Source organism: Citreicella sp. C3M06, from assembly GCF_018860705.1.
Taxonomy (GTDB): Bacteria; Pseudomonadota; Alphaproteobacteria; order Rhodobacterales; family Rhodobacteraceae; genus Salipiger.
In genome coordinates, this window is the sequence record NZ_JAHKQA010000059.1 from 12,416 (window position 1) to 33,700 (window position 21,285).

Genomic DNA, 21,285 nt, shown 5'->3' on the forward strand with positions numbered 1-21,285 from the left:
CCGGCGGTGACTTTCCAAGGACAGGGCGGCGACCGCGCATGGACGATCAGAACAAGAACCTGCTCATCGCAACCGGGCTGAGCTTTGTGGTGATCCTCATCTGGTTCCTGCTCTTCCCGCCACCGGAGCAGCAGGTCGAGGATCAGGCAGGGCCCGCTGCGGTTCAAACGGTCGACGGTTCCACAGCGACCGCCACCACCCCATCGACGGCCCCCGGCACCGATCCGGCTGCCAACGCAACGCAGGCGGAAACCGCCTCTGATGCGCCGCGCCTGCCAATCGACACGGCGCGCCTTTCGGGATCGATCTCGCTGAGCGGCGGGCGTATCGATGCGCTGACGCTCAAGGACTACACCGTCAACCTCGACGAGGATTCGCCCAACGTCGAAATCCTCGAGCCCGTCGGTTCGGGTCACTCCTACTACGCCCTGTTCGGATGGGCTCCGGGTGCCGGCCTTGGGGGCACGGACGTGCCCGGCCCCAATACCGAATGGTCGGTGGAATCCGGCACGGTACTGGGGACCGACAGCCCGGTCACCCTGCGCTGGGACAGCCCGACCGGGCTTGTCTTCCGCCGCGAGGTCTCGGTCGACGACAATTACATGTTCACCATCACGCAATCGGTCGAGAACGGCAGCGACGCTCAGGTGTCGGCCGCGCCCTATGGCATCGTGGCCCGTCACGGCGAACCTGTCGATCGCAAGAAATTCTTCGTGCTGCACGAGGGCGTCGTGGCGATGGCCGACGGCAAGCTCGACGAGATCGACTATACCAAGATGCCCGACATGGACGTCATCGCCTCCGAAGGTGCGCGTGCCAAGGTCAGCCAAGTGGCCGAAAGCGGCTGGATCGGCTTCACCGATCACTACTGGATGACCACGCTCATCCCGCAAGGCGGTCCGTTCAAGCAGGTCGCGAAATACGACGATGCGCGCGACATCTATCAGACCGAAGCGGTGCAGCCGACCGTGACCCTCGCCCCCGGCGCAACCGCCGAGGCAACCACGCAGCTGTTTGCCGGTGCCAAGGAATACGAGACGATCCGCGATTATCAGGCCGCCGGCGTCGACCGTTTCATCGACAGCATCGACTGGGGCTGGTTTTTCTTCCTGACCAAGCCGATTTTCTGGCTGCTGCACCATCTGCACCAGCTGATCGGCAACATGGGTTGGTCGATCATCGCGCTGACCGTCATCCTCAAGGCAATCCTGTTTCCGCTGGCCTTCAAATCCTACGTCTCGATGGCGAAGATGAAGGAACTGCAGCCCGAGATGGAAAAGCTCAAGGAGCGCGCCGGAGACGACCGCCAGAAGCTTCAGCAAGAGATGATGGCGCTCTACAAGAAGGAAAAGGTCAACCCGGCCTCGGGCTGTTTGCCGATCCTTCTGCAAATCCCGATCTTCTTCTCGCTCTACAAGGTGATCTTCGTTTCGTTCGAACTGCGTCAGGCGGCCTGGTTCGGTCCCTTCCAGGACCTCAGCACGCCGGATCCCACCTCGGTGTTCAACCTGTTCGGCCTGCTGCCCTGGGCCGCACCCGATGCAGGCAGCACGATGGCGCTGATCTTTGTCGGGGTTCTGCCGATCCTTCTGGGCATCTCGATGTTCATCCAGCAAAAGCTGAACCCGGCCCCCGCCGATCCGACGCAGAAGATGATCTTTGCATGGATGCCTTGGGTGTTCATGTTCATGCTGGGCGGTTTTGCCAGCGGGCTGGTGGTGTACTGGATCACCAACAACACCATCACCTTCTCGCAGCAGTACCTGATCATGCGCAGCCAAGGTTACACGCCTGACATCTTTGGCAACATCAAGTCCGGCTTCAAGAAGACGCCGAAGGACGCGCCGAAGGGCAAATGACATCGCGCCTTGCCCAGATCTGGCGCTACCCGATCAAGGGGGTCGGCCGCGAGCCCCTTGAGACGGTCACGCTCAAAGCGAACGCGCCCATGCCCGGTGATCGGGCGTGGGCGCTTCGCCATGACGCAGCCCCGCGCGGCACGGGCTGGCAGCCGCGCCGCGACTTCCTCGTTGTGGCGAACGGGCCGAAGCTGGCGCAGGTAACCGCCCGGACCGAGGCCGATGGCAGCATCCTGCTGCACCACCCGGAGCGTCCGCCGCTTTGCGCCGCGCCCGAGACCGACCCCGATGCGCTGCTTGATTGGGTGCGCCCGCTCTGGCCCGGCAACGCGCCGGACCAGGTCGTCCGGTCCCCGGCGCAGGGGATGGGAGACAACGGCAAGGCCGAGCTTTCCCTGCTGTCCCTCGCGAGCCTGAAAGAGCTTTCCGGCGCGCTGGGACAGGACATCGAAATCGAGCGGTTTCGCGGCAATCTGGTGCTGGACGGCGCCGCGCCCTGGGAAGAATTCAACTGGATCGGCAAGACGCTGCGCATCGGCGCGGCAACGCTTCAGATCACCGCCCGGATCGAGCGTTGCCGCGCCACCGAGGCAAGCCCCCGCACCGGCACCCGCGACGCCGAGCCGGTCCGGGCGCTGCACACAGTTTTTGGCCACCGCGATTTCGGGGTCTATGCGCGGGTCATTTCCGCTGGCAAGATCGAGATCGGAAACGAGGTAGAGACCCTATGACCAACCTGCCCTTCCCGCTTGCAGAAGAGCCTGACGAGCCCACCCGCGAACTTGGGCGCAAACTGTTCGCCGGCCCCGTGGATTTCCTCAAGGGCGTGGTCGCGATGGATGGCCTGCCGCCGGACGACCGCGCCGAGGTCTGTTTCGCGGGCCGCTCAAACGTCGGCAAATCAAGCCTGATCAACGCTCTGACCGGGCGCAAAGGGCTGGCGCGGGCCTCGAACACGCCGGGCCGCACGCAAGAGATCAACTATTTCACGCTGGGCGAGCAAAGCTACCTCGTCGACCTGCCGGGCTATGGCTTTGCCAATGCGCCGGTGGCTGTGGTCGAGAAATGGCAGCGCCTGCTCAAGCAATACCTGTCGGGCCGCGCGTCGCTGCGCCGTGCCTTCGTGCTGGTCGATGCCCGCCACGGCATCAAACCCGTGGACGAAGAGATCATGACCCTGCTCGACCGCTCTGCCGTGACCTTTCAGACGGTGCTGACCAAGATCGACAAGATCAAGCTCTCCGAGCGTGACGCAGTGCTGGCGCAGGTCCGGGAAAAGCTGTCGAAACACCCGGCGGCCTACCCTGAAATCGTGCTGACCAGTTCGGAAAAGGGCGAGGGAATCGCAACGCTGCGCGCAATCATCACCACCCTCCCCTGACAAAAACCCCTTGGACGAGGGTTTCTCGCAGGCCCGTCGCAAACAAGGATCTTTCGCACGAAAGATCTTGCGTCCAATTGACGCATCCCGGACACAGGGGCGATCAGAACCACCGCATCGGAAGGATGCCCCGGATGAGAAAGCAGAAGATGGACCAGGACTGGATCGCCACCGCCCGCACCCTCAGCGAAGCACTTCCGTTTCTTCAGCGATACACCGGCTCTGTCGTTGTGGTGAAGTTTGGCGGCAATGCCATGGGCGATGACGAGGCGATGGCGGAATTTGCCCGCGATATCGTGCTGATGCGTCAGGTCGGGGTGAACCCGGTCGTGGTGCATGGCGGTGGCCCGATGATCAACGATCTGCTGAAGCGTCTGAACATCGAAAGCCGCTTCGTGCGGGGCAAGCGGGTCACCGACAAGGCCACCGTCGAGGTGGTCGAGATGGTGCTCACCGGCCTTGTGAACAAGCGCATCGTGCAGGCGATCATGGACGAGGGCGGTCGCGCTGTCGGCCTGTCGGGCAAGGATGACGATCTGATCGTTTGCGAGCCCGACGATCCCGAGCTGGGCTTTGTCGGCAAGCCGGTCGAGATGAACGTGCAGGTGCTGCGCGATCTGTTCAAGGCGGGCATCATCCCGGTTGTTGCGCCGGTTGCAACGGGCCGCCACGCGACCGAGACCTATAACGTCAACGGCGACACTGCCGCCGGGGCCATCGCTGGCGCGCTCAAGGCCGACCGCCTGCTGCTGCTCACCGATGTCACCGGCGTCAAGAATGCCGCGGGCGAGGTGGTGACCGCCATGACCCCCGAAGACGTGCATGAGATGATAGCCAATGGCACCATTGCAGGCGGCATGATCCCCAAGACCGAGACCGCGCTGAAGGCAATCGAGGATGGGGTGCGCGCTGTGGTGATCCTTGATGGACGGGTGCCCAATGCCTGCCTGCTTGAGCTGTTCACCGAGCTGGGGGCCGGGTCTCTGATCCGCACAGCCGCTCCGCCGGTGCGCGAAAATCGGTGAGTCTGGCGGCGCTGGAAACCGAGGCGCAGGCGCAGGGGCTGACCCTGCGCGGCGCCTTTCATCCCGCGCCAGACAGCACGTTGGTCTTGCTTGGCCCGGACGAGCCGCGATTCTGGACGCGGTTTCGCGAGGCTCCTGAATTCGGCTCGACCTCGCCGGACCCTCTGGATCTTTGGTCGAAGCGGGTGATCGGGGGTCTGGCGCGGCGCTGGCAAGGCGATGCGATCTACCCGTCGGACGGGCCGCCCTTTCCCGATTTTCTCGGCTGGGCGCGTCAAAGCGGGCAGGCCCATGCCTCGCCGATCAATCTGTTGGTTCATGTCGATGCGGGCCTGCTTGTCAGCTATCGCGGCGCGGTGATCCTGCCGCAGCGCATCGCTTTGCCCCCTGCCCGCCCAAGCCCTTGCGACAGCTGCGCCGGTGTCCCCTGCACCACCGCCTGCCCGGTGCAGGCCCTGCGCCCCGGCGCCCCCTACGACGTTGCAGCCTGCCAGCGCCACCTGCGCAGCCCCGAGGGCGCAGATTGCCGCGACTTCGGTTGCAAGGTCCGTCGCGCCTGCCCCCTGTCGGTTGCAATGCGCCGCCCGCCCGCTCAGGCGGCTTTCCACATGGCCGCGTTCATGAAAGACTGACCGCACCAAAAAAGACTGGCCGCACCAACGAGAGGGAGGAGCCGCATGAAACGCCTCGTACTGATGCGTCATGCCAAGTCGGACTGGTCCGCCGGGACCCCCGATCACGACCGCCCGCTGAACCCGCGCGGCCGACGCAGCGCTGCCGCTCTGGGTGACTGGCTGCGCAGCATGAACATCGCCCCGACCGAAGCGCTATGCTCGACCGCGCTGCGCACCCGTGAAACGCTTGATTTGCTGAAGCTGGATGTGCCCACGCGCTTTGAACAGCGGCTCTATCATGCCGGGCCGGTGGCCATGACGCGCTGCCTTGGCGAGGCGCAGGGCGACACGGTGATCATGCTGGGCCACAACCCCGGCATCGCGGGCTTTGCCGAAGAGCTGCTGGCCACCCCGCCGCAGCATCCTCGATTTACCGACTACCCCACCGGCGCCACCTTGGTCGCCAGCTTCGACATCGACAAATGGAGCGATCTTGCACCCGGCACCGGCAGTGCCGACGCCTTTGTCATCCCGCGCGAGCTGCTTGAAACCAGCCCCTGAGCTAGTCCTTGGGCTCTGCGCCGGGCGGGTCGTCAAAGATCGCCCAGCCGTGCTCGCGCCCTGTCGGCGGCAGATCGCCTTCCTTGAGATTGGTCAGCATCCAGACCTTGGCGATCACGTTGGCGGTGATCGGCGCTGTCAGCAGCAGGAAGACGGTGATCAGCAACTCGTGGAACGACACCCGCCCGTCGACCAGCAGATAATACAGCATCGACGCGATCAGGCAGCCGCCCACCCCCAGCGTCGTCGCCTTGGTGGGCGCGTGCAGGCGCTGCATGGTGTCCTTCAGCCTGAGCAGCCCGATGCCGCCGACCAGACCGAAGACGCCCCCGATCACCAGAAACGCCGAAATCGCGATTTGCGCCAGAAGGCCCGGATCCTCAGACATGACTTCCTCCATCATTCGATGATGTTGCCGCGCAGGACAAAGCGGCAGAAGGCCACCGTCGAGACAAAGCCAACCATGGCAATCAGCATAGAGGCCTCGAAATAGATCGGCGTGCCCCGCCAGATCCCATAGAGCACCATCAGCGCGATGAAGTTGATGACCATGGTGTCCAGCGCCATGATGCGGTCCGCCGGGCCGGGGCCGAGCACCAGCTTGTAGAGCGTTGCCAACAGGCCGAAGCCATAGCAGCCCATGGCAAAGATCAGCGCGAATGTGATCATGGGAAGATCTCCTTCAGCCGGCGCTCGTAACGGGTCTTGATGTCGTGGCACACCTCGTCGGGGTCATCCCTGTGCAGGCAATGCACCAGCAGCGCCCCGCCATCCGAGCTGAGCGTGGCCGACACCGTGCCCGGCGTCATCGTCACCGTCCCGGCCAGCACGGTGATCGCTTCTGGAGAGGTCAGCTCCAGCGGTACCACCACCCATTGCGAATGGATATCGCGTTCGGGCTTGAACAGCACGATCTTCGCCACCGTCACGTTAGCGACAATGATATCCCACAGCACCACGACCACATATTCGAGGGCCATCAGCGGCGCGCCCAGCTTTGGCCGGTTCGGCCAGTAGGGCGCGGTTACAGCGGGAATGAACACTCCGAAAACGACGCCAAGAAACAGGTTTCCAAGCGTGAACTTGTTGACCAGCATCAGCCAGACCACCGTCAGGGTCAGCGTCAGCAGCGGATGGGGGAAGATGCGGCGCAACAGCATGGCTCAGTGATCCTCCGGGTCCTTGGTGCCGTCCTGGTTCTCCAGCACCGCCTCGATATAGGGGGCAGGCGCAAAAAGTTGCGCCGCGGTGGCATCGGTATAGCGCATCACTGGCCCGGCAAAGACTGTCAGCAGCCCCAGCAGGCACAGCACGGCGATGCTGGGTGCGGCCTGCGCCGGGCTGATGGGCATCGGCTCGGGCGCGTTTGGCACAGGCTCGAGCCCCGGCGCGGTGGATTTCCAGAACAGCACGCTGCCCGCGCGGGCAAAGCCGACGATGGTCAGCAACGAGCCGATCAGCACCGCCCCCCAGATCCAAACCCGAAGGTCATGATCCTTCAGCGCATCCAGCACCAGCAGCTTGCCAAGGAAGCCGCTCAGCGGCGGCATACCCGCCACGGCGATGGCGACGCCAAAGAACAGCGCCGCAAGCAGGCCGTTCTGCGCCGTGGCAGGCTGCGCGGCCAGCAGGTCAGAGCCACGCCGCGTCAGCACCAGATCGGCGACGAGGAACAGCGCCGCCGCCGCCAGCGTCGAGTGCACGAGATAGTACAGCGCCGCACCAGCGGCCAGCGGGGCGAACCCTGCCACCGCCAGCATCATCGTCGCGGTGGACCCCAGCGCCGCGAATGCGGCCAGCGGCATCAGCCGTTTCGATCCCATCACGCCCAGCGCGCCAATCGCCACGGTGACGATAGCGGCGGGCATCAGCCAGTCGCCCGGCAATGCTCCGATGGCCTGCGCGTCGGGGCCAAAAACCACCGTGTGCAGGCGCAGAATGGCGTAGGCGCCGACCTTGGTCATGATGGCGAACAGCGCCGCCACCGGCGCCGGCGCCAGCGCGTAGGTGCCGGGCAGCCAGAACTGCACCGGGAACAGCGCCGCCTTGATCGCAAAGACGATCATCATCAGCATGGCGGCCACGCGCACCAGCGCGGCCTCTTCGGCCGGAATCTCGCGCAGTTTCAGCGCCAGATCCGCGATGTTCAGCGTGCCGGTCGACGCATAGAGCGTGCCAAGCGCGATCAGGAACAGTGCCGAACCCGCAAGGTTCATGATGACATATTGCAGGCCCGCCTTCAGCCGCGCCTCGCCGCCGCCGAAAATCGCCAGCCCGTAGGACGCGATCAGCAGGATCTCGAACACCACGAACAGGTTGAAGGCATCGCCGGTCAGGAACGCGCCGCAAATACCCATGATCTGGAACTGCATCAGCGCATGGAAATGCCGCCCCTTGCGGTCCCAGCCGGTGGCCGAGGCGTGGATCAGCACGATCACCCCCAGCACCGCGGTCAGCAACACCAGCATCGCTGAAAGCCGGTCAAGCACCAGCACGATGCCGAACGGCGCGGGCCAGTCGCCAAGCCGATAGACCTGCACCTCGCCGCTCGCAGCGGTCACCAGCAGCCCCGCCGCGATTGCGCTCAGCACCAGCGCGGCAGCAAGCGACACCACCCGTTGCAGCACCACATCGTGCCGCATGACATAAGCCAGCATCGGCGCCACCATGGCCGGCAGCACGACAGGGGCGATAATCCAGTGGTTCACTTATCGTCCTCCTTGCGGGGAACGTTGACTTCGTCCGTCCCGGCCTCGACCGTCGCGCCCAGCGCGATCAGCACCAGCACCGCCGTCATCCCAAAGGAAATCACGATGGCCGTCAGCACCAATGCCTGCGGCAGCGGGTCGGAATAGATCTCGATGCCGTCTTTCAGCACCGGCGGTGCGCCGACGGCCAGCCGCCCCGTGGCGAACAGGAACACGTTGGTCGCATAAGACAGCAGTGTCAGCCCAAGGATCACCGGAAACACCCGCAGGCGCAGCATCAGATAGACCCCCGCGGCGGTCAGAGCGCCGACGGATACGGCAACGATCAGTTCCATGTCAGCGCTCCAGTCCCTGTACATCTTCGTTGCGCGCATCGGCGAGCTGTTTGGACGGGTCGTAATCCATCGGCTCGACATTCACCGTCTCGCCCGAATAGCGCGCCAGCCGTGACAGCGAGTACAGCATCAGCATCACTGCCCCGAGCACGGTCAGGAACACGCCCAGATCGAACAGCATCGCCGTTGCCAGTTCGAATTCCTCGAATGGCCAGATCTGGAAATAGCCGAACGCCGAGGTGAGGAAGGGCTGGCCGAACAGCAAGGCTCCCATCCCGGTCAGCCCGGCAATGACCACGCCAAAACCGATCATCGCGTGATATTCGATGGTCTTGCGCTGCATCGACCAGCCAAAACCCGACGCCATGTACTGCATCAGCAGCGCGATCGAAATCACCAGCCCCGCGACAAAGCCGCCGCCGGGCATGTTGTGGCCGCGCAGGAAAATATAGATCCCGACCAGTGTCGCGATCGGCATCATCATCCGCGTGACCACCACCATCATCAGCGGGTGACGGTCGCGCGAGACATCCTCGGGGAAGCTCCAGTTGCGCAGCTTGCGCGAGGACGGCCCGCTCAGCAGCCCTTCCATCAGGGCGAACAGGATGATGCCCGCGATGCCCAAGACGATGATCTCGCCGTAGGTGTCATAGCCCCGGAAATCCACGAGGATCACGTTGACCACGTTGTCGCCGCCGCCGCCCTTGTAGCTGTTCGCCAGATGATAGGCCGAGATCGACGACACGTCGCGCAGCAGGAAGCTGTAGGCCAGAAAGGCCACGCTCGCCCCGGCCGCCAGCGCGATGATACCATCGCGGGCGCGCAGCAACGGCGAGCTTTCCGCCGGGGTCTGCTTGGGCAGAAAGTGCAGCGCGATCAGCAGCAGCATCGTGGTCACCGTATCGACGGTGATCTGGGTCATCGCAAGATCGGGGGCCGACAGGTAGACGAAGCCGAAGGCGACCATCAGACCGACGACGCTGACCATGATCAGCGCGCGAAACCTTGTATGGTGCATCACCACCGCCGACGCCGTCGCCACCATCAGCAGCACGAAGCCCACGCCGACCAGCGGCGGCACCGGCAGCATCTCGCGCGTTGGCGCGGCAAGGCCTCCGCCCTGCCATGCGGCCCAGCCCAGCAGCGTGGTCGACAGCACAAAGATGCCGAGATAGCGCGAGATCGCGCCGTTGTGCATGGCATCGGTGATCCGGTCCGACAGCGCCGCGATGCCCGCGATCAGCCGGTCGAACAGCGCCTTGGCATGCGGGCGCGGCGTTGCCAGCCATGCGCGGTCCAGCGGGCCATGTGCCTTCATCACAAGGAAGCCGCCCAGCACCGCGACAACCGACATGTACAGCGCCGGTGTGACGCCATGCCACAGCTTGAGGTGGAATTCCGGCAGCGCGTCGCCGATGACCGCCGCGCTGGCGACACGCACCAGCGGCTCGGCGAGCAGGCCGGGCGCAAGCCCGATGGCGACCACGGCAATCGCCAGCAGCGCCGGAGAGATCATCAGGCCAAACGGCGGATCATGCGGCTTGTGCGGATAGTCGTCGCGCACCGGCCCCAAAAACGTGTGCGAGATGAAGCGGAAACTGTAGGCCACCGACATCAGCGCGCCAAAGGTGGCGAGGATGATGATCGGCCACTCGCCTCCGAACCAATAGGTGTGCGCCGCCTCTTCCAGCATCAGCTCTTTGGACATGAAGCCGTTGAGCGGCGGAATCCCCGCCATCGACAGCGCCGCCACGCAGGCGATCAGCGCCGTTATCGGCATCAGCCTTGCCAGCCCGCCAAGGCGCTTGATGTCGCGGGTATGCGCCTCGTGGTCGACAATGCCCGCGCTCATGAACAGCGCCGCCTTGAAGGTCAGGTGGTTGAGCACGTGGAACATGGCCACCACCGCCGCCATCTTGGTGCCAAAGCCCAGCAGCATGGTCAGCAGGCCAAGGTGGCTGACGGTGGAATAGGCCAGCAGCGCCTTCAGGTCGTCCTTGAACAGCGCGATGATTGCGCCCAGCACCATGGTGATCAGCCCCACGGTGGTGACGATCCAGAACCATTCCGGCGTTCCGGCCAGCGCCGGCCACATGCGCGCCAGTAGGAACACCCCCGCCTTTACCATCGTGGCGCTGTGCAGATAGGCCGACACTGGCGTCGGCGCGGCCATGGCATGCGGCAGCCAGAAGTGAAACGGAAACTGCGCCGATTTGGTGAAGGCCCCGATTAGGATCAGGATCAGCGCCGGCAGGTACATGTCCGAGGCGCGGATTTCCTCGCCCTTGGTCAGGATCACCGACAGATCGTAGCTGCCCGCGATCTGCCCGAGGATCAGCATCCCCGCAATCATCGCAAGCCCCCCGGCCCCGGTCACCGTCAGCGCCATGCGCGCGCCCTGACGACCTTCGGGCAGGTGTTTCCAATAGCCGATCAGCAGGAAAGAAGACAGCGAGGTCAGCTCCCAGAACACCAGCAAAAGCAGGATGTTGTCTGAGACCACGATGCCCAGCATCGCGCCCTGAAACAGCAGCAGAAAGGTATAGAACTGCCCCATCGGGTCATCGGGCGACAGGTAAAACCGCGCATAGACGATGATCAGCAGGCCAACTCCAAGGATCATCCCCGCAAACAGTAGCCCCAGCCCGTCGAGCATGAAATTCCAGCCCAGCCCAAGCTGCGGGATCCAGTCGAAGCGGAAACTGACCGTGCCGCCATTCCACACATCGGGCGCCATAGAGCCCAGAAACACCAGCGCAAGCACCGTTGGAATAGCGGTGAAACTGGCACAGGCATTGCGGCCCGCACGGATCATCAGCCCCGGCATCAGCGCGCCGATGAACGGCAGCAGCACCATGACGGGCAAAAGTCCGCTTGTCGTTCCCATCCCCGTAACCCTTTAATTACCGTCCGGGCCTTCTGAGGGCCTCATGGCGGACGCGTTCGCGTATCGTTAAGTAAAGATTAAGCACTTCCGCGCAGTATTCAACAATCCGAGAGTGAAAACCGACATCGTCGCATTTTGGCGGCTGTGCTTGCTCTGGCGCTCCATTGCGGACTAACTATCGATATGATGAATTTCGATAGCCAAACATGATCTCTAAGCTGGAAATGCTCATCGCCCTCGCGCGCGAGCAGCATTTCGGCCGCGCCGCCGAAACGCTCGGGATCACCCAGCCAACGCTGTCTACGGGTATTCGCCAGCTTGAGGAACAGCTTGGGGTCAAGCTGGTCATTCGCGGCTCGCGCTTTGGCGGCATGACCCCCGAAGGCCAGCGGGCGCTGGTGCGTGCCCGGCAGATCGTCGGCGACACGCGGCGACTGCGCGAGGAAATGCGCGCCTCTCGCGAAGGGCTTGCGGGCCATCTGCGGCTTGCGGTGATCCCGACGGCGCTGACATGGGCGTCCAAGCTCGTCACCGGCTTTGCGGAAAAGCACCCCAATGTCAGCTTTACCGTCCTGTCGCGCGCCTCGACCGAGATCCTGTCAATGCTCGACGATCTCGAGATCGACGCTGGCATCACCTATCTCGATCAGGAACCGCTGGGCCGGGTGGCGGCGCGGCCCCTGTATACCGAAAGCTACACGCTGGTGTGCCGCCCCGACCATGCTTTTGCCCAAGGTGACGCCATTGGCTGGGATGCGCTGGGGGACGCCCGGCTGTGCCTGCTGACCCCCGACATGCAGAACCGGCGCATCATCAACCGCCATTTCATGGAAGCGGGCGTCGGCCCCGCCGCGCTGATCGAATCGAATTCCACCGTGGTGCTGGTGGCCAATGTGCTGCACGGCGGCTGGGTGACGATCCTGCCCGGCGATCTGGCCGGGTTCCTGTGCGAAGGCAAACCGCTGGCCCGCGTGCCGCTCCGGGATCAGGGCGGCGGGCCTGCCGTGGGCCTGATCGCGCCACATCAGGAGCCCTATACCCCGGTGTTGCAGGCGCTTCTGGGCGCGGCGGAGCGGGTCGCACGATAGAGAAACCCTATCAGCTGACGAAACAGCGATATTGATTTGCCTATCGTTCATCTGGCACTTTCCCTCAACTTCAAGGGAGTACACGCCAGGATGCCTCACGCGGCCCCCAGCACCGACGACATCACCGCCCTGATCGAGACACAGATGCATCTCGAAGGGCCGCTCTTGCCGATTTTCCATGCCATTCAAGAGACTTACGGCTTTGTGCCGCAAGAGGCCCTGCCGGTAATCGCCCAAGCGCTGAACCTGACGGTGGCCGAGGTGCACGGGGTGATGAGCTTTTACCACGACTTCCGCAAGACACCCGCGGGCGATGTGGTGGTCAAGATCTGCCGCGCCGAGGCCTGCCAGTCGATGGGCGCCAATGCACTCTCGGCGGCGGTTCTGGACAAGCTGGGGCTGGACTGGGGCGGCACCACCGCCGACGGCAAGCTGACAGTCGAGCCGGTCTATTGCCTTGGCCTGTGCGCCTGCGCCCCCGCCGCGATGGTCGGCGGCAAGCTGGTAGCGCGGGCGGATCTGGCCCGGCTGGAAAAGGCGATGGAGGGCGCGGCATGAAGATCTGGGTTCCCATGGACAGCGCCGCCAAGGCACTGGGCAGCGAAGACGTCGTCGCCGCGATCCGCGCCGAGGCCGCACGGCGCGGTGTCGATGTCGAAATCGCGCGCAATGGCTCGCGCGGGATGATCTGGCTGGAACCGCTGGTCGAGGTCGAAACCGAGGCCGGTCGCATCGGTTATGGCCCGATGAATGCGGGCGACGTGGCGGCGATCTTTGACGGCAGCCCGTCGCTGGGGCTGGTCGAGGAGCTGGACTGGATGAAGCGCCAGACCCGCCTGACCTTTCAACGCTGCGGCGTGACCGACCCGCTGTCGCTGGCCCAATACGAGGCGCATGGCGGGCTTGCCGGTCTGCGCCGCGCCATCGGCATGAGTCAGGACGCAATCATCGACGAGGTGAAGCTGTCTGGCCTGCGCGGGCGCGGCGGAGCCGGTTTCCCGACAGGCATCAAATGGGACACCGTGCGGCTGGCCCATGCGGATCGCAAATACATCGTCTGCAATGCCGACGAGGGCGACAGCGGCACCTTTGCCGACCGGATGATCATGGAAGGCGATCCGTTCTGCCTGATCGAGGGCATGGTCATCGCCGGGCTCGGCTGCGGCGCCGTGCAGGGCTATGTCTACACGCGGTCGGAATATCCCGACGCGGTGGCGGTGATGCGCCGCGCGATCGTGCTGGCACACGAGGCCGGGGTGATCGGGCCGGATGTGATGGGTTCCGGGAAGCCGTTCGAACTGGAGGTGCGGGTTGGCGCGGGGGCGTATGTCTGCGGCGAGGAAACCTCGCTGCTGAACTCGCTCGAAGGCAAACGCGGCGTGGTGCGGGCAAAGCCGCCCCTGCCCGCGCTTGAAGGTGCGTTTGGCAAGCCGACCGTGGTGAACAACGTGATTTCACTGGCGACGGTGCCGGTGATCTTTGAAAAGGGCGCCTCCTATTACGCCGATTTCGGGTTGGGCCGCTCCAAGGGCACGATCCCGCTGCAGATCGCAGGTAACGTTGCGCGGGGCGGGCTGTTCGAGACGGCGTTCGGGATGCCTTTGGGCGAGATCGTGACCGATCTGGCGGGCGGCACAGCAACGGGGCGCCCGGTGAAGGCGGTGCAGGTCGGGGGGCCGCTGGGCGCCTATCTTGGGCAGGAGCAGTTCGACACGCCCTTCGGCTATGAAGAGTTCGGCGGTCAGGATGCGCTGATCGGCCACGCGGGGCTGGTGGTGTTCGACGACAGCGCCGACATGCTGGGCATGGCGCGCTTTGCAATGGAATTCTGCGCGGTGGAAAGCTGCGGCAAATGCACGCCCTGCCGCATCGGCGCGGTGCGCGGCGTCGAGACGCTGGACCGGATCGCCGCTGGCGATGGCGCGGCGGTCGAGCTGCTGAGCGATCTTTGCGAAACCATGAAGGACGGCTCGCTTTGCGCGCTTGGCGGGTTCACGCCCTATCCGGTGATGTCAGCGCTGCAGTTGTTCCCCGAGGAGTTTGCAGGCGTGAAGGAGGCCGCGGAATGACACTGTTGCGCCTGCGTGAGCGGCCCGACGCGGGGGCCAGCCCCCGCACCCCCGGGATATTTCTGGCCAGAAGAAACGCGAGGAGCGCCCGATGAAGGATTTCATCATTCCTTGGGATGACAAGGACATGGGCACCCCTGCCAAGACGGGCAAGCCGGTGCATCTGACCATTGATGGCATCGCTGTGGCGGTGCCGGCGGGCACCTCGGTGATGCGGGCGGCGGCCGAGGCGGGGATCACCGTGCCCAAGCTCTGCGCGACCGACAGCGTCGAGGCCTTCGGATCGTGCCGTTTGTGTGTGGTGGAGATCGAGGGGCGGCGCGGCACGCCCGCGTCCTGCACCACGCCGGTGCATGACGGGATGAAGGTTCATACCCAATCGCCGAAGGTCAAGAAGATCAGGCGCGGGGTGATGGAGCTGTATGTTTCCGATCATCCGCTGGATTGTCTGACCTGTTCGGCCAATGGCGATTGCGAATTGCAGGAGATGGCCGGGATGGTCGGGTTGCGCGACGTGCGGTATACGCCGGGCGACAACCATTTCGATCCGTCCGGCACCGGTGCGCGCTCGCAATCGGAGGCGCGGTTGCGGATGCCTTCGGGTGAGGCCAATCCGCGCTACAGCCCCAAGGATCTTAGCAACCCGTATTTCACCTATGATCCGAGCAAGTGCATCGTCTGTTCGCGCTGCGTGCGGGCATGCGAAGAGGTGCAGGGGACGTTTGCGCTTACCATCGAGGGGCGTGGCTTCGACAGCCGGGTGTCGGCGGGCGGCGCGGCGGATGATTTCCTGACCTCGGATTGTGTCAGCTGCGGGGCCTGCGTGCAGGCCTGCCCCACCGCCACCCTGCAGGAGAAAAGCGTGGCGGAACTGGGCACGCCGGATCGGTCCGTGGTGACGACCTGCGCCTATTGCGGCGTCGGATGCAGCTTCAAGGCCGAGCTCAATGGCGACGAGCTGGTGCGCATGGTGCCATGGAAGCATGGCAAGGCCAACCGGGGGCACAGCTGCGTCAAAGGGCGCTTTGCCTATGGCTATGCCAGCCACCCGGACCGCATTCTGAAACCAATGATCCGCGAGCGGATCGAGGACCCGTGGCGCGAGGTCTCGTGGGACGAGGCGCTTGGCTTTGCCGCCGCGCGGCTTGGGGCGATCCGCGAACAGCATGGGCGCAAGGCGCTGGGGGTGATCACTTCGAGCCGCTGCACAAACGAGGAAACCTACCTCGTGCAGAAGCTGACCCGCGCCGTGTTCATGAACAACAACACCGATACCTGCGCGCGGGTGTGCCATTCGCCCACCGGCTATGGGCTGGGGCAGACCTTTGGCACCTCTGCCGGGACGCAGGATTTCGACAGCGTGGAACAGGTGGATGTGGCGCTGGTCATCGGGGCGAACCCGACCGACGGGCATCCGGTCTTTGCCTCGCGGCTCAAGAAGCGTCTGCGCGAGGGGGCGAAGCTGATCGTCATCGACCCCCGCCGCATCGATCTGGTGAAATCCGCGCATGTATCTGCGGCGCATCACCTGCCGCTGACGCCGGGCACCAACGTCGCCGTTGTCACCGCGCTAGCGCATGTCATTGTCACCGAGGGGCTGTATGACGAGGCCTTCATCCGGACGCGCTGTGACTGGGACGAATTCATGGCCTTTGCCGAATTCGTATCCGACAGACGCCATGCGCCGGAATCCACCGCCCTGCTGACCGGCGTCAATGCCGGCGAGCTGCGTGCGGCGGCGCGGCTATATGCAACGGGTGGCAACGCGGCGATCTATTACGGGCTTGGCGTGACCGAGCATTCGCAGGGGTCCACGACCGTCATGTCGCTGGCCAACCTCGCGATGATGACCGGCAACATCGGGCGCGAAGGCGTGGGCGTGAACCCGCTGCGCGGGCAGAACAACGTTCAGGGATCGTGCGACATGGGCAGCTTTCCGCACGAGCTGCCCGGCTATCGCCATGTCAAAGGCCCCGAGGTCCGCGCGATCTTTGAAAAGGCCTGGGGCGTGACCATCGACCCAGAGCCGGGCCTGCGCATTCCCAACATGCTCGATGCCGCTGTCGAAGGCACCTTCAAGGCGCTGTACTGCCAGGGCGAGGACATCCTGCAATCGGACCCCGACACGCATCATGTCGCGGCGGGGCTCAAGGCGATGGACTGTGTCATCGTGCATGACCTGTTCCTGAACGAGACCGCCAATTACGCGCATGTCTTCCTGCCCGGCTCGTCTTTCCTTGAAAAGAACGGAACCTTCACCAACGCCGAGCGTCGTATCAACAGGGTCCGCAAAGTGATGGCCCCGAAGAACGGCTATGAGGATTGGGAAGTGACGCAATTGCTGGCGAATGCGATGGGCGCGGGCTGGGCCTATACCCACCCCGAACAGATCATGGCCGAGATCGCGGCGACCACCCCCAGCTTTGCCGGGGTCACCTATGAGCGGCTCGACGCGCTTGGCTCGATCCAATGGCCCTGCAACGAGGATCACCCCGAGGGCACGCCGCTGATGCATGTCGATGGCTTCGTGCGCGGCAAGGGCCGGTTCATCGTCACCGAATATGTGGCCACCGATGAAAAGACCGGGCCGCGCTTTCCGCTGCTGCTGACGACGGGGCGCATCCTGTCGCAGTACAACGTCGGCGCGCAGACCCGCCGCACCGACAACGTCGTCTGGCACGAGGCCGATGTTCTGGAACTGCACCCGCATGATGCGGAAAACCGCGGGCTGAACGATGGCGATTGGGTGCGGCTGGCCTCGCGCACCGGCGAAACCACGCTGCGGGTCAAGGTGACGGATCGCGTCTCGCCCGGGGTGGTCTACACCACCTTCCACCACCCCGACACGCAGGCCAACGTGGTGACCACCGATTTCTCGGATTGGGCCACCAACTGCCCGGAATACAAGGTCACCGCCGTGCAGGTGTCGCCCAGCAACGGGCCGACCGACTGGCAGGAAGATTACAACGCTCAGGCGGCGCAGGCCCGCCGCATCCTTCCGGCGGCGGAATGAGCCGGCTGGCGCATAGCCATCCGGGGATCGCGGTGCGGCGCGAGGGGATGCGGCAGGTGGTGCGCACCCTGCCCGAAGAAGTGCCCGTTGCGCTGGTGTTCGACGGCACCACGCAGGCGGTGATGATGGCCACCCCATCGGACATCGCGGATTTCGCCTATGGCTTTGCGCTGTCCGAAGGGCTGATCGCGCATCCGCGCGAGGTGCGCGACTTCGAGGCCGTGCCCCATGCGCGCGGTATCGAGGCGCGGATCTGGCTGCGCGACGATCGCGGCGCGGCGCTCAAGGAGCGTCGCCGCGCCCTGCTTGGCCCCACCGGCTGCGGGCTGTGCGGCATCGACAGTCTTGATCAGGCGCTGCGCACCCTGCCCCGGCTGCCTGATGGTGGCCCGGTGTTCGAGCCGGCCGAGATCGCGCAGGCCACCGATCAGCTGCGCGCCCACCAGCCGCTGCACGACCAGACCCGCGCCGTGCACGCGGCGGGGTTTCTGCGCCCCGGCAAAGGTGTCGAGATGGCCCGCGAGGATGTCGGGCGGCACAATGCGCTTGATAAGCTGATCGGCGCGATGGCGCGGCAGGATATGGACCCGGCGGAGGGCGCCTTCGTGCTGACCAGCCGGGTGTCGGTGGACATGGTGCAAAAGACCGTTCTGGCGCGTTGCCCGGTTCTGATCGCCGTGTCGGCCCCCACCGCGCTGGCACTGAGCGTCGCCGAAGAGGCCGGGCTGACGCTGGCCGCCTTTGCCCGCTCTGGCGGGTTCGAGCTTTACGCGGCACCGGGCCGCATCCGGGACGGAGATTCCTATGTCGCCTGACAAGATGATCACCATGGCGAACCAGATCGCCACATTCTTTGCCTCGCAGCCCGGCGACCGGGCGGGTGGCGTTGCTGCGCATATCAACGATTTCTGGGAACCCCGGATGCGCACGCAGCTGCTGGCGCATCTCTCCAGTGGCGGTGAAAGGCTGCACCCGCTGGTGATCGAGGCCCGCGACCTGATCGCTGTCCCCGCCGAGGCCTAGCTCGCCAGCATCCGCAGACCCTGCGTGACATCGGTGCGCACGGCAAGCCGCAGCCCCGGCTCATCGCCCGCCTTCAGCGCAGCGATGATCAGCTTGTGATATTGCGGCGCTTCGCTGCGCCGCAGCCGCGAATACAGCGCCCGCATCGTCGGCCCCATCTGCAACCACACCGTCTCGCACAGCGCCAGCATCGCCGGGGCCTGCGCCCGCAGGTACAAGGTCCGGTGAAATTCGAGATTGCTGCGGATGTAGCCGACCGCGTCACGCTCGCGCACCACGTCGGAGATCGCGTTGTTGATGGTCTGAAGCCGGTCGATCAGCGCGATATGCGCCCGCGGCAGCGCCCGCGACGCCAGCTCGACCTCGATCAGGGCGCGCAGAGCGGCCAGTTCCTCGATTCGTTCGTTCGACAGTTCAGGGGTCGACACCCGCCCCGACGATGACATCGACAGCGCGCCCTCGGCCACCAGCCGGCGCACCGCTTCGCGCGCGGGGGTCATCGACACGTCGAAGCTTTTCCCAATGCCCCGCAGCGTCAGTGATTCGCCCGGCGGGATCTGGCCAAGCATGATCTGCCCGCGCAGCCCGCGATAAACGCGGTCATGGGCGGACGAGGCAACATCGGAAGCACGGGGTGTCGGAGTCATGCGGTCATGTGATCACAAATACGGGCGGCGTCAATCGAATCGATAGCGGTGCAGCGCCCCGCCGTCGTCGCGCAACCAGGCGCGGGCCGCGCGCCAATCGCCATAGAGCTGCTCGACCACCGCCCAGAACGCCGCCGAATGGTTCATCTCGGCCAGATGTGCCACCTCATGCGCGGCGACGTAATCAAGCACCTCGGGCGGCGCCATGATCAGCCGCCACGAATACATCAGCCCGCCATCATGGGTACACGACCCCCAACGCGAGCGCGTGTCGCGCAGCGTCAGCCGCGCGTAGGGCCGCCCCAGCGCGGCGGCATGCCGGTCAGACGCTTCGGCCAGCCTCTCACGCGCAAGCGTGCGCAGCCAGCCTTGCAGGCGCGCTGCGACCCGATCCGGCGCCCCCGGAACCTCGACACGCGTGTCCGACAGGCCCAGGCTGCGCCCAGTCCCCGGAACGACCTGCCGCAAGATACCCTCGATCGGCAGCAGCGCCCCCGGCGTGATGCGCACATCCTCGCCCCGCGCTTCGAGATGCCCGCGCAGCCAGCCTTCCTTGTCGCGCAGAAACCCCAGCGCCTCTTGCTCGGGCAGCCGGCGCGGCATGGTCAGCGTTACCTTGCCGTCGATCTGGCTAAGCCGCAGCGACAACCGCCGCGCCTGCGCCGAGCGGCGCAGAGTGACCGCAATCGGAGGGTTGCCCGGAAGCGTGATCTGACCCATGAATCCTACCTGAATGACGCAAAGGCAGACTGCGCTTGACACAGGGCCTTTGACACTAGCCCTCTGATATGGCAGAGGGCGCAGATTGTCGACATGGCTGGCCGCGATACGGCCTTCAAGGAAGGGGATCACCCATGCCCAAGGAAGAATGGGGCACGAAGCGCGTCTGCCCGACCACTGGCAAGCGTTTCTATGACCTGAACAAGAACCCTATCGTCAGCCCGTATACCGGCGAGACTCTGCAGCTCGACACCGGCAAGCGCACGATGCTTGTCGCCGATGCGGCCGATGGCGCCAAGCGCAAGGCGGCTGCCGAGGATGTGGATGAGACGGATCTGCTGGACGAGGACGTCGAGGTCGATCTCGACGATGATGATGTGCTTGATGACGACGACGAGGACGACAACGTCTCGCTCGACGACATCCACGACGTGCCCGGCAACGACGACGACTGAGGCCTGAAAATTTATTCCGCGGGCGGCGGTTTTTCCCTTGAACCCGCCCGCGGCTTTGCGTAGATCACGCCGCACGAAGTCGGGAACGACATCGCACGGGGCCTTAGCTCAGCTGGGAGAGCGCCTGCATGGCATGCAGGAGGTCAGGGGTTCGATCCCCCTAGGCTCCACCATACCTCTTTTGAAAAGCATCAGATAGTTCTGCCTTTCTAGTCAGAGGATTTGCCTCTGTCACGCAGACCGGTGCTGTTTTCCCTACGAAAATCCATGCTGCCTTGATCGCCGCTCCTAGCATGTCGATCGCTTCGCAGCGCTTTCCCCTGTCAAAGCCGAGGATGGCCCATGAGCGACCATTTCTTCGTCGTGACGGGCGGCCCCGGTGCGGGCAAGACCAGCCTGATCATCGAGCTTGCCCGTCGCGGCTTCCACACATTCCCCGAATCCGACCGCGCGATCATTCGCGAGGAGATGCAGAGCGGCGGAGATGCCCTCCCTTGGGCGGATCACATAGCCTATGCCGAACGGATGCTGGAGTTGGACCTGCGCGTCCACAGCGCCGCACAGTCCCTCTCAGGCCCCGTGATCTTTGATCGCGGCATCCCCGACATTCTGGGCTACCTGACCCTCTGCGGCCTCCCCGTGCCGCCCCACGTCGCTGCAGCGGCCAAGGCAACTCGTTACAACGCCCGCGTCTTTCTGGTGCCGTATTGGGATGAGCTCTTCACACAGGACACCGAACGCAAGCAGAGCCGCGCCGAGGCCGAAGCAACCTATGCAGTCATGCGGGAGACCTACATTGCACTAGGATACGAAATCACGGAGCTGCCGCGCGCCGACATTGCAACACGCGCCGACTTTGTCTGTAAGCAACTGGCAAATTGACGGCGTTGTTGCGCAAAT

General features: G+C 64.7%; 22 protein-coding genes and 1 tRNA gene. 15 read left to right on the plus strand and 8 right to left on the minus strand.

Annotation, left to right across the window (positions count from 1 at the left end):
- Positions 1-38: 38 nt before the first annotated feature.
- The 6 genes from yidC to KO516_RS13785 all read left to right on the plus strand — a co-directional run bounded on the left by yidC (position 39) and on the right by KO516_RS13785 (position 5,440).
- Entirely contained in the window at positions 39-1,859 is a 1,821-nt protein-coding gene (gene yidC, locus KO516_RS13760; RefSeq protein WP_216004360.1) for a membrane protein insertase YidC, read from the plus strand.
- Positions 1,856-2,590: an MOSC domain-containing protein gene (locus KO516_RS13765; RefSeq protein ID WP_216004361.1), complete on the plus strand. Its 735-nt coding sequence runs from the start codon at positions 1,856-1,858 to the stop codon at positions 2,588-2,590. The genes yidC and KO516_RS13765 overlap by 4 nt, the downstream gene beginning before the upstream one ends.
- A complete protein-coding gene (gene yihA / locus KO516_RS13770) occupies positions 2,587-3,240 on the plus strand; it encodes a ribosome biogenesis GTP-binding protein YihA/YsxC (protein ID WP_216004362.1) in 654 nt (217 codons plus the stop codon). Before KO516_RS13765 ends, yihA begins: the two co-directional genes overlap by 4 nt.
- A gap of 134 nt (positions 3,241-3,374) precedes the next feature.
- Positions 3,375-4,265, plus strand: a complete 891-nt coding sequence (argB, locus tag KO516_RS13775) for an acetylglutamate kinase (RefSeq protein WP_216004363.1) — start codon at positions 3,375-3,377, stop codon at positions 4,263-4,265.
- Positions 4,262-4,897, plus strand: a complete 636-nt coding sequence (locus tag KO516_RS13780) for a ferredoxin (protein WP_216004364.1) — start codon at positions 4,262-4,264, stop codon at positions 4,895-4,897. Before argB ends, KO516_RS13780 begins: the two co-directional genes overlap by 4 nt.
- A 45-nt stretch (positions 4,898-4,942) precedes the next feature.
- Complete coding sequence (locus KO516_RS13785; RefSeq protein ID WP_216004365.1) at positions 4,943-5,440, plus strand: histidine phosphatase family protein; 498 nt, start codon at positions 4,943-4,945, stop codon at positions 5,438-5,440.
- A 1-nt stretch (position 5,441) separates the two neighbouring features.
- Here KO516_RS13785 and KO516_RS13790 read toward each other — a convergent pair whose 3' ends face one another.
- Genes KO516_RS13790 through KO516_RS13815 form a run of 6 tightly spaced genes read right to left on the minus strand, consistent with a single transcriptional unit; the run spans position 5,442 to position 11,370 of the window.
- The gene (locus tag KO516_RS13790; RefSeq protein ID WP_216004366.1) at positions 5,442-5,828 is read right to left on the minus strand and encodes a Na+/H+ antiporter subunit G; all 387 of its coding nucleotides are present in this window, start codon (positions 5,826-5,828) and stop codon (positions 5,442-5,444) included.
- Positions 5,829-5,839: 11 nt separating this feature from the next.
- A complete protein-coding gene (locus tag KO516_RS13795; protein ID WP_216004367.1) occupies positions 5,840-6,109 on the minus strand; it encodes a K+/H+ antiporter subunit F in 270 nt (89 codons plus the stop codon).
- A complete protein-coding gene (locus KO516_RS13800) occupies positions 6,106-6,597 on the minus strand; it encodes a Na+/H+ antiporter subunit E (protein WP_216004381.1) in 492 nt (163 codons plus the stop codon). Before KO516_RS13800 ends, KO516_RS13795 begins: the two co-directional genes overlap by 4 nt.
- A 6-nt stretch (positions 6,598-6,603) precedes the next feature.
- A complete protein-coding gene (locus tag KO516_RS13805) occupies positions 6,604-8,148 on the minus strand; it encodes a monovalent cation/H+ antiporter subunit D (RefSeq protein WP_216004368.1) in 1,545 nt (514 codons plus the stop codon).
- A complete protein-coding gene (locus KO516_RS13810; RefSeq protein ID WP_216004369.1) occupies positions 8,145-8,483 on the minus strand; it encodes a Na+/H+ antiporter subunit C in 339 nt (112 codons plus the stop codon). Before KO516_RS13810 ends, KO516_RS13805 begins: the two co-directional genes overlap by 4 nt.
- A gap of 1 nt (position 8,484) precedes the next feature.
- On the minus strand, positions 8,485-11,370 hold the full coding sequence (locus tag KO516_RS13815) for a monovalent cation/H+ antiporter subunit A (protein ID WP_216004370.1): 2,886 nt from the start codon (positions 11,368-11,370) through the stop codon (positions 8,485-8,487).
- Positions 11,371-11,576: 206 nt separating this feature from the next.
- Between KO516_RS13815 and KO516_RS13820 the strand changes: the two genes are divergently transcribed.
- The 6 genes from KO516_RS13820 to KO516_RS13845 all read left to right on the plus strand — a co-directional run bounded on the left by KO516_RS13820 (position 11,577) and on the right by KO516_RS13845 (position 18,563).
- Positions 11,577-12,458, plus strand: coding sequence for a LysR family transcriptional regulator (locus KO516_RS13820; RefSeq protein WP_216004371.1), 882 nt, complete (start codon positions 11,577-11,579; stop codon positions 12,456-12,458).
- A gap of 90 nt (positions 12,459-12,548) precedes the next feature.
- On the plus strand, positions 12,549-13,016 hold the full coding sequence (locus KO516_RS13825) for a formate dehydrogenase subunit gamma (RefSeq protein WP_216004372.1): 468 nt from the start codon (positions 12,549-12,551) through the stop codon (positions 13,014-13,016).
- A complete protein-coding gene (locus tag KO516_RS13830; protein ID WP_216004373.1) occupies positions 13,013-14,527 on the plus strand; it encodes an NADH-quinone oxidoreductase subunit NuoF in 1,515 nt (504 codons plus the stop codon). The genes KO516_RS13825 and KO516_RS13830 overlap by 4 nt, the downstream gene beginning before the upstream one ends.
- Before the next feature lie 91 nt (positions 14,528-14,618).
- Complete coding sequence (gene fdhF / locus KO516_RS13835) at positions 14,619-17,540, plus strand: formate dehydrogenase subunit alpha (RefSeq protein ID WP_216004374.1); 2,922 nt, start codon at positions 14,619-14,621, stop codon at positions 17,538-17,540.
- Positions 17,537-18,355: a formate dehydrogenase accessory sulfurtransferase FdhD gene (fdhD, locus tag KO516_RS13840; protein WP_216004375.1), complete on the plus strand. Its 819-nt coding sequence runs from the start codon at positions 17,537-17,539 to the stop codon at positions 18,353-18,355. The genes fdhF and fdhD overlap by 4 nt, the downstream gene beginning before the upstream one ends.
- Positions 18,345-18,563, plus strand: coding sequence for a formate dehydrogenase subunit delta (locus tag KO516_RS13845; RefSeq protein ID WP_216004376.1), 219 nt, complete (start codon positions 18,345-18,347; stop codon positions 18,561-18,563). Before fdhD ends, KO516_RS13845 begins: the two co-directional genes overlap by 11 nt.
- On the opposite strand, the gene KO516_RS13850 is transcribed toward KO516_RS13845, so the two are convergent.
- Together KO516_RS13850 and KO516_RS13855 are read right to left on the minus strand one after the other, a co-directional pair.
- The gene (locus tag KO516_RS13850; protein WP_216004377.1) at positions 18,560-19,210 is read right to left on the minus strand and encodes a GntR family transcriptional regulator; all 651 of its coding nucleotides are present in this window, start codon (positions 19,208-19,210) and stop codon (positions 18,560-18,562) included. The two genes, KO516_RS13845 and KO516_RS13850, sit on opposite strands and share 4 nt — an antisense overlap.
- A gap of 30 nt (positions 19,211-19,240) precedes the next feature.
- A complete protein-coding gene (locus KO516_RS13855; protein ID WP_216004378.1) occupies positions 19,241-19,930 on the minus strand; it encodes a M48 family metallopeptidase in 690 nt (229 codons plus the stop codon).
- A 134-nt stretch (positions 19,931-20,064) separates the two neighbouring features.
- Here KO516_RS13855 and KO516_RS13860 point away from each other — a divergent pair, with 134 nt between their 5' ends.
- From KO516_RS13860 to KO516_RS13870, 3 genes are all read left to right on the plus strand, one after another.
- Positions 20,065-20,385 carry a TIGR02300 family protein gene (locus KO516_RS13860; RefSeq protein ID WP_216004379.1) on the plus strand — a complete coding sequence of 107 codons (321 nt, stop codon included), beginning with the start codon at positions 20,065-20,067 and terminating at the stop codon, positions 20,383-20,385.
- A 97-nt stretch (positions 20,386-20,482) separates the two neighbouring features.
- Positions 20,483-20,558 (plus strand) — tRNA-Ala (locus KO516_RS13865).
- Positions 20,559-20,727: 169 nt separating this feature from the next.
- Entirely contained in the window at positions 20,728-21,267 is a 540-nt protein-coding gene (locus KO516_RS13870) for an AAA family ATPase (RefSeq protein ID WP_216004380.1), read from the plus strand.
- Positions 21,268-21,285: the final 18 nt, after the last annotated feature.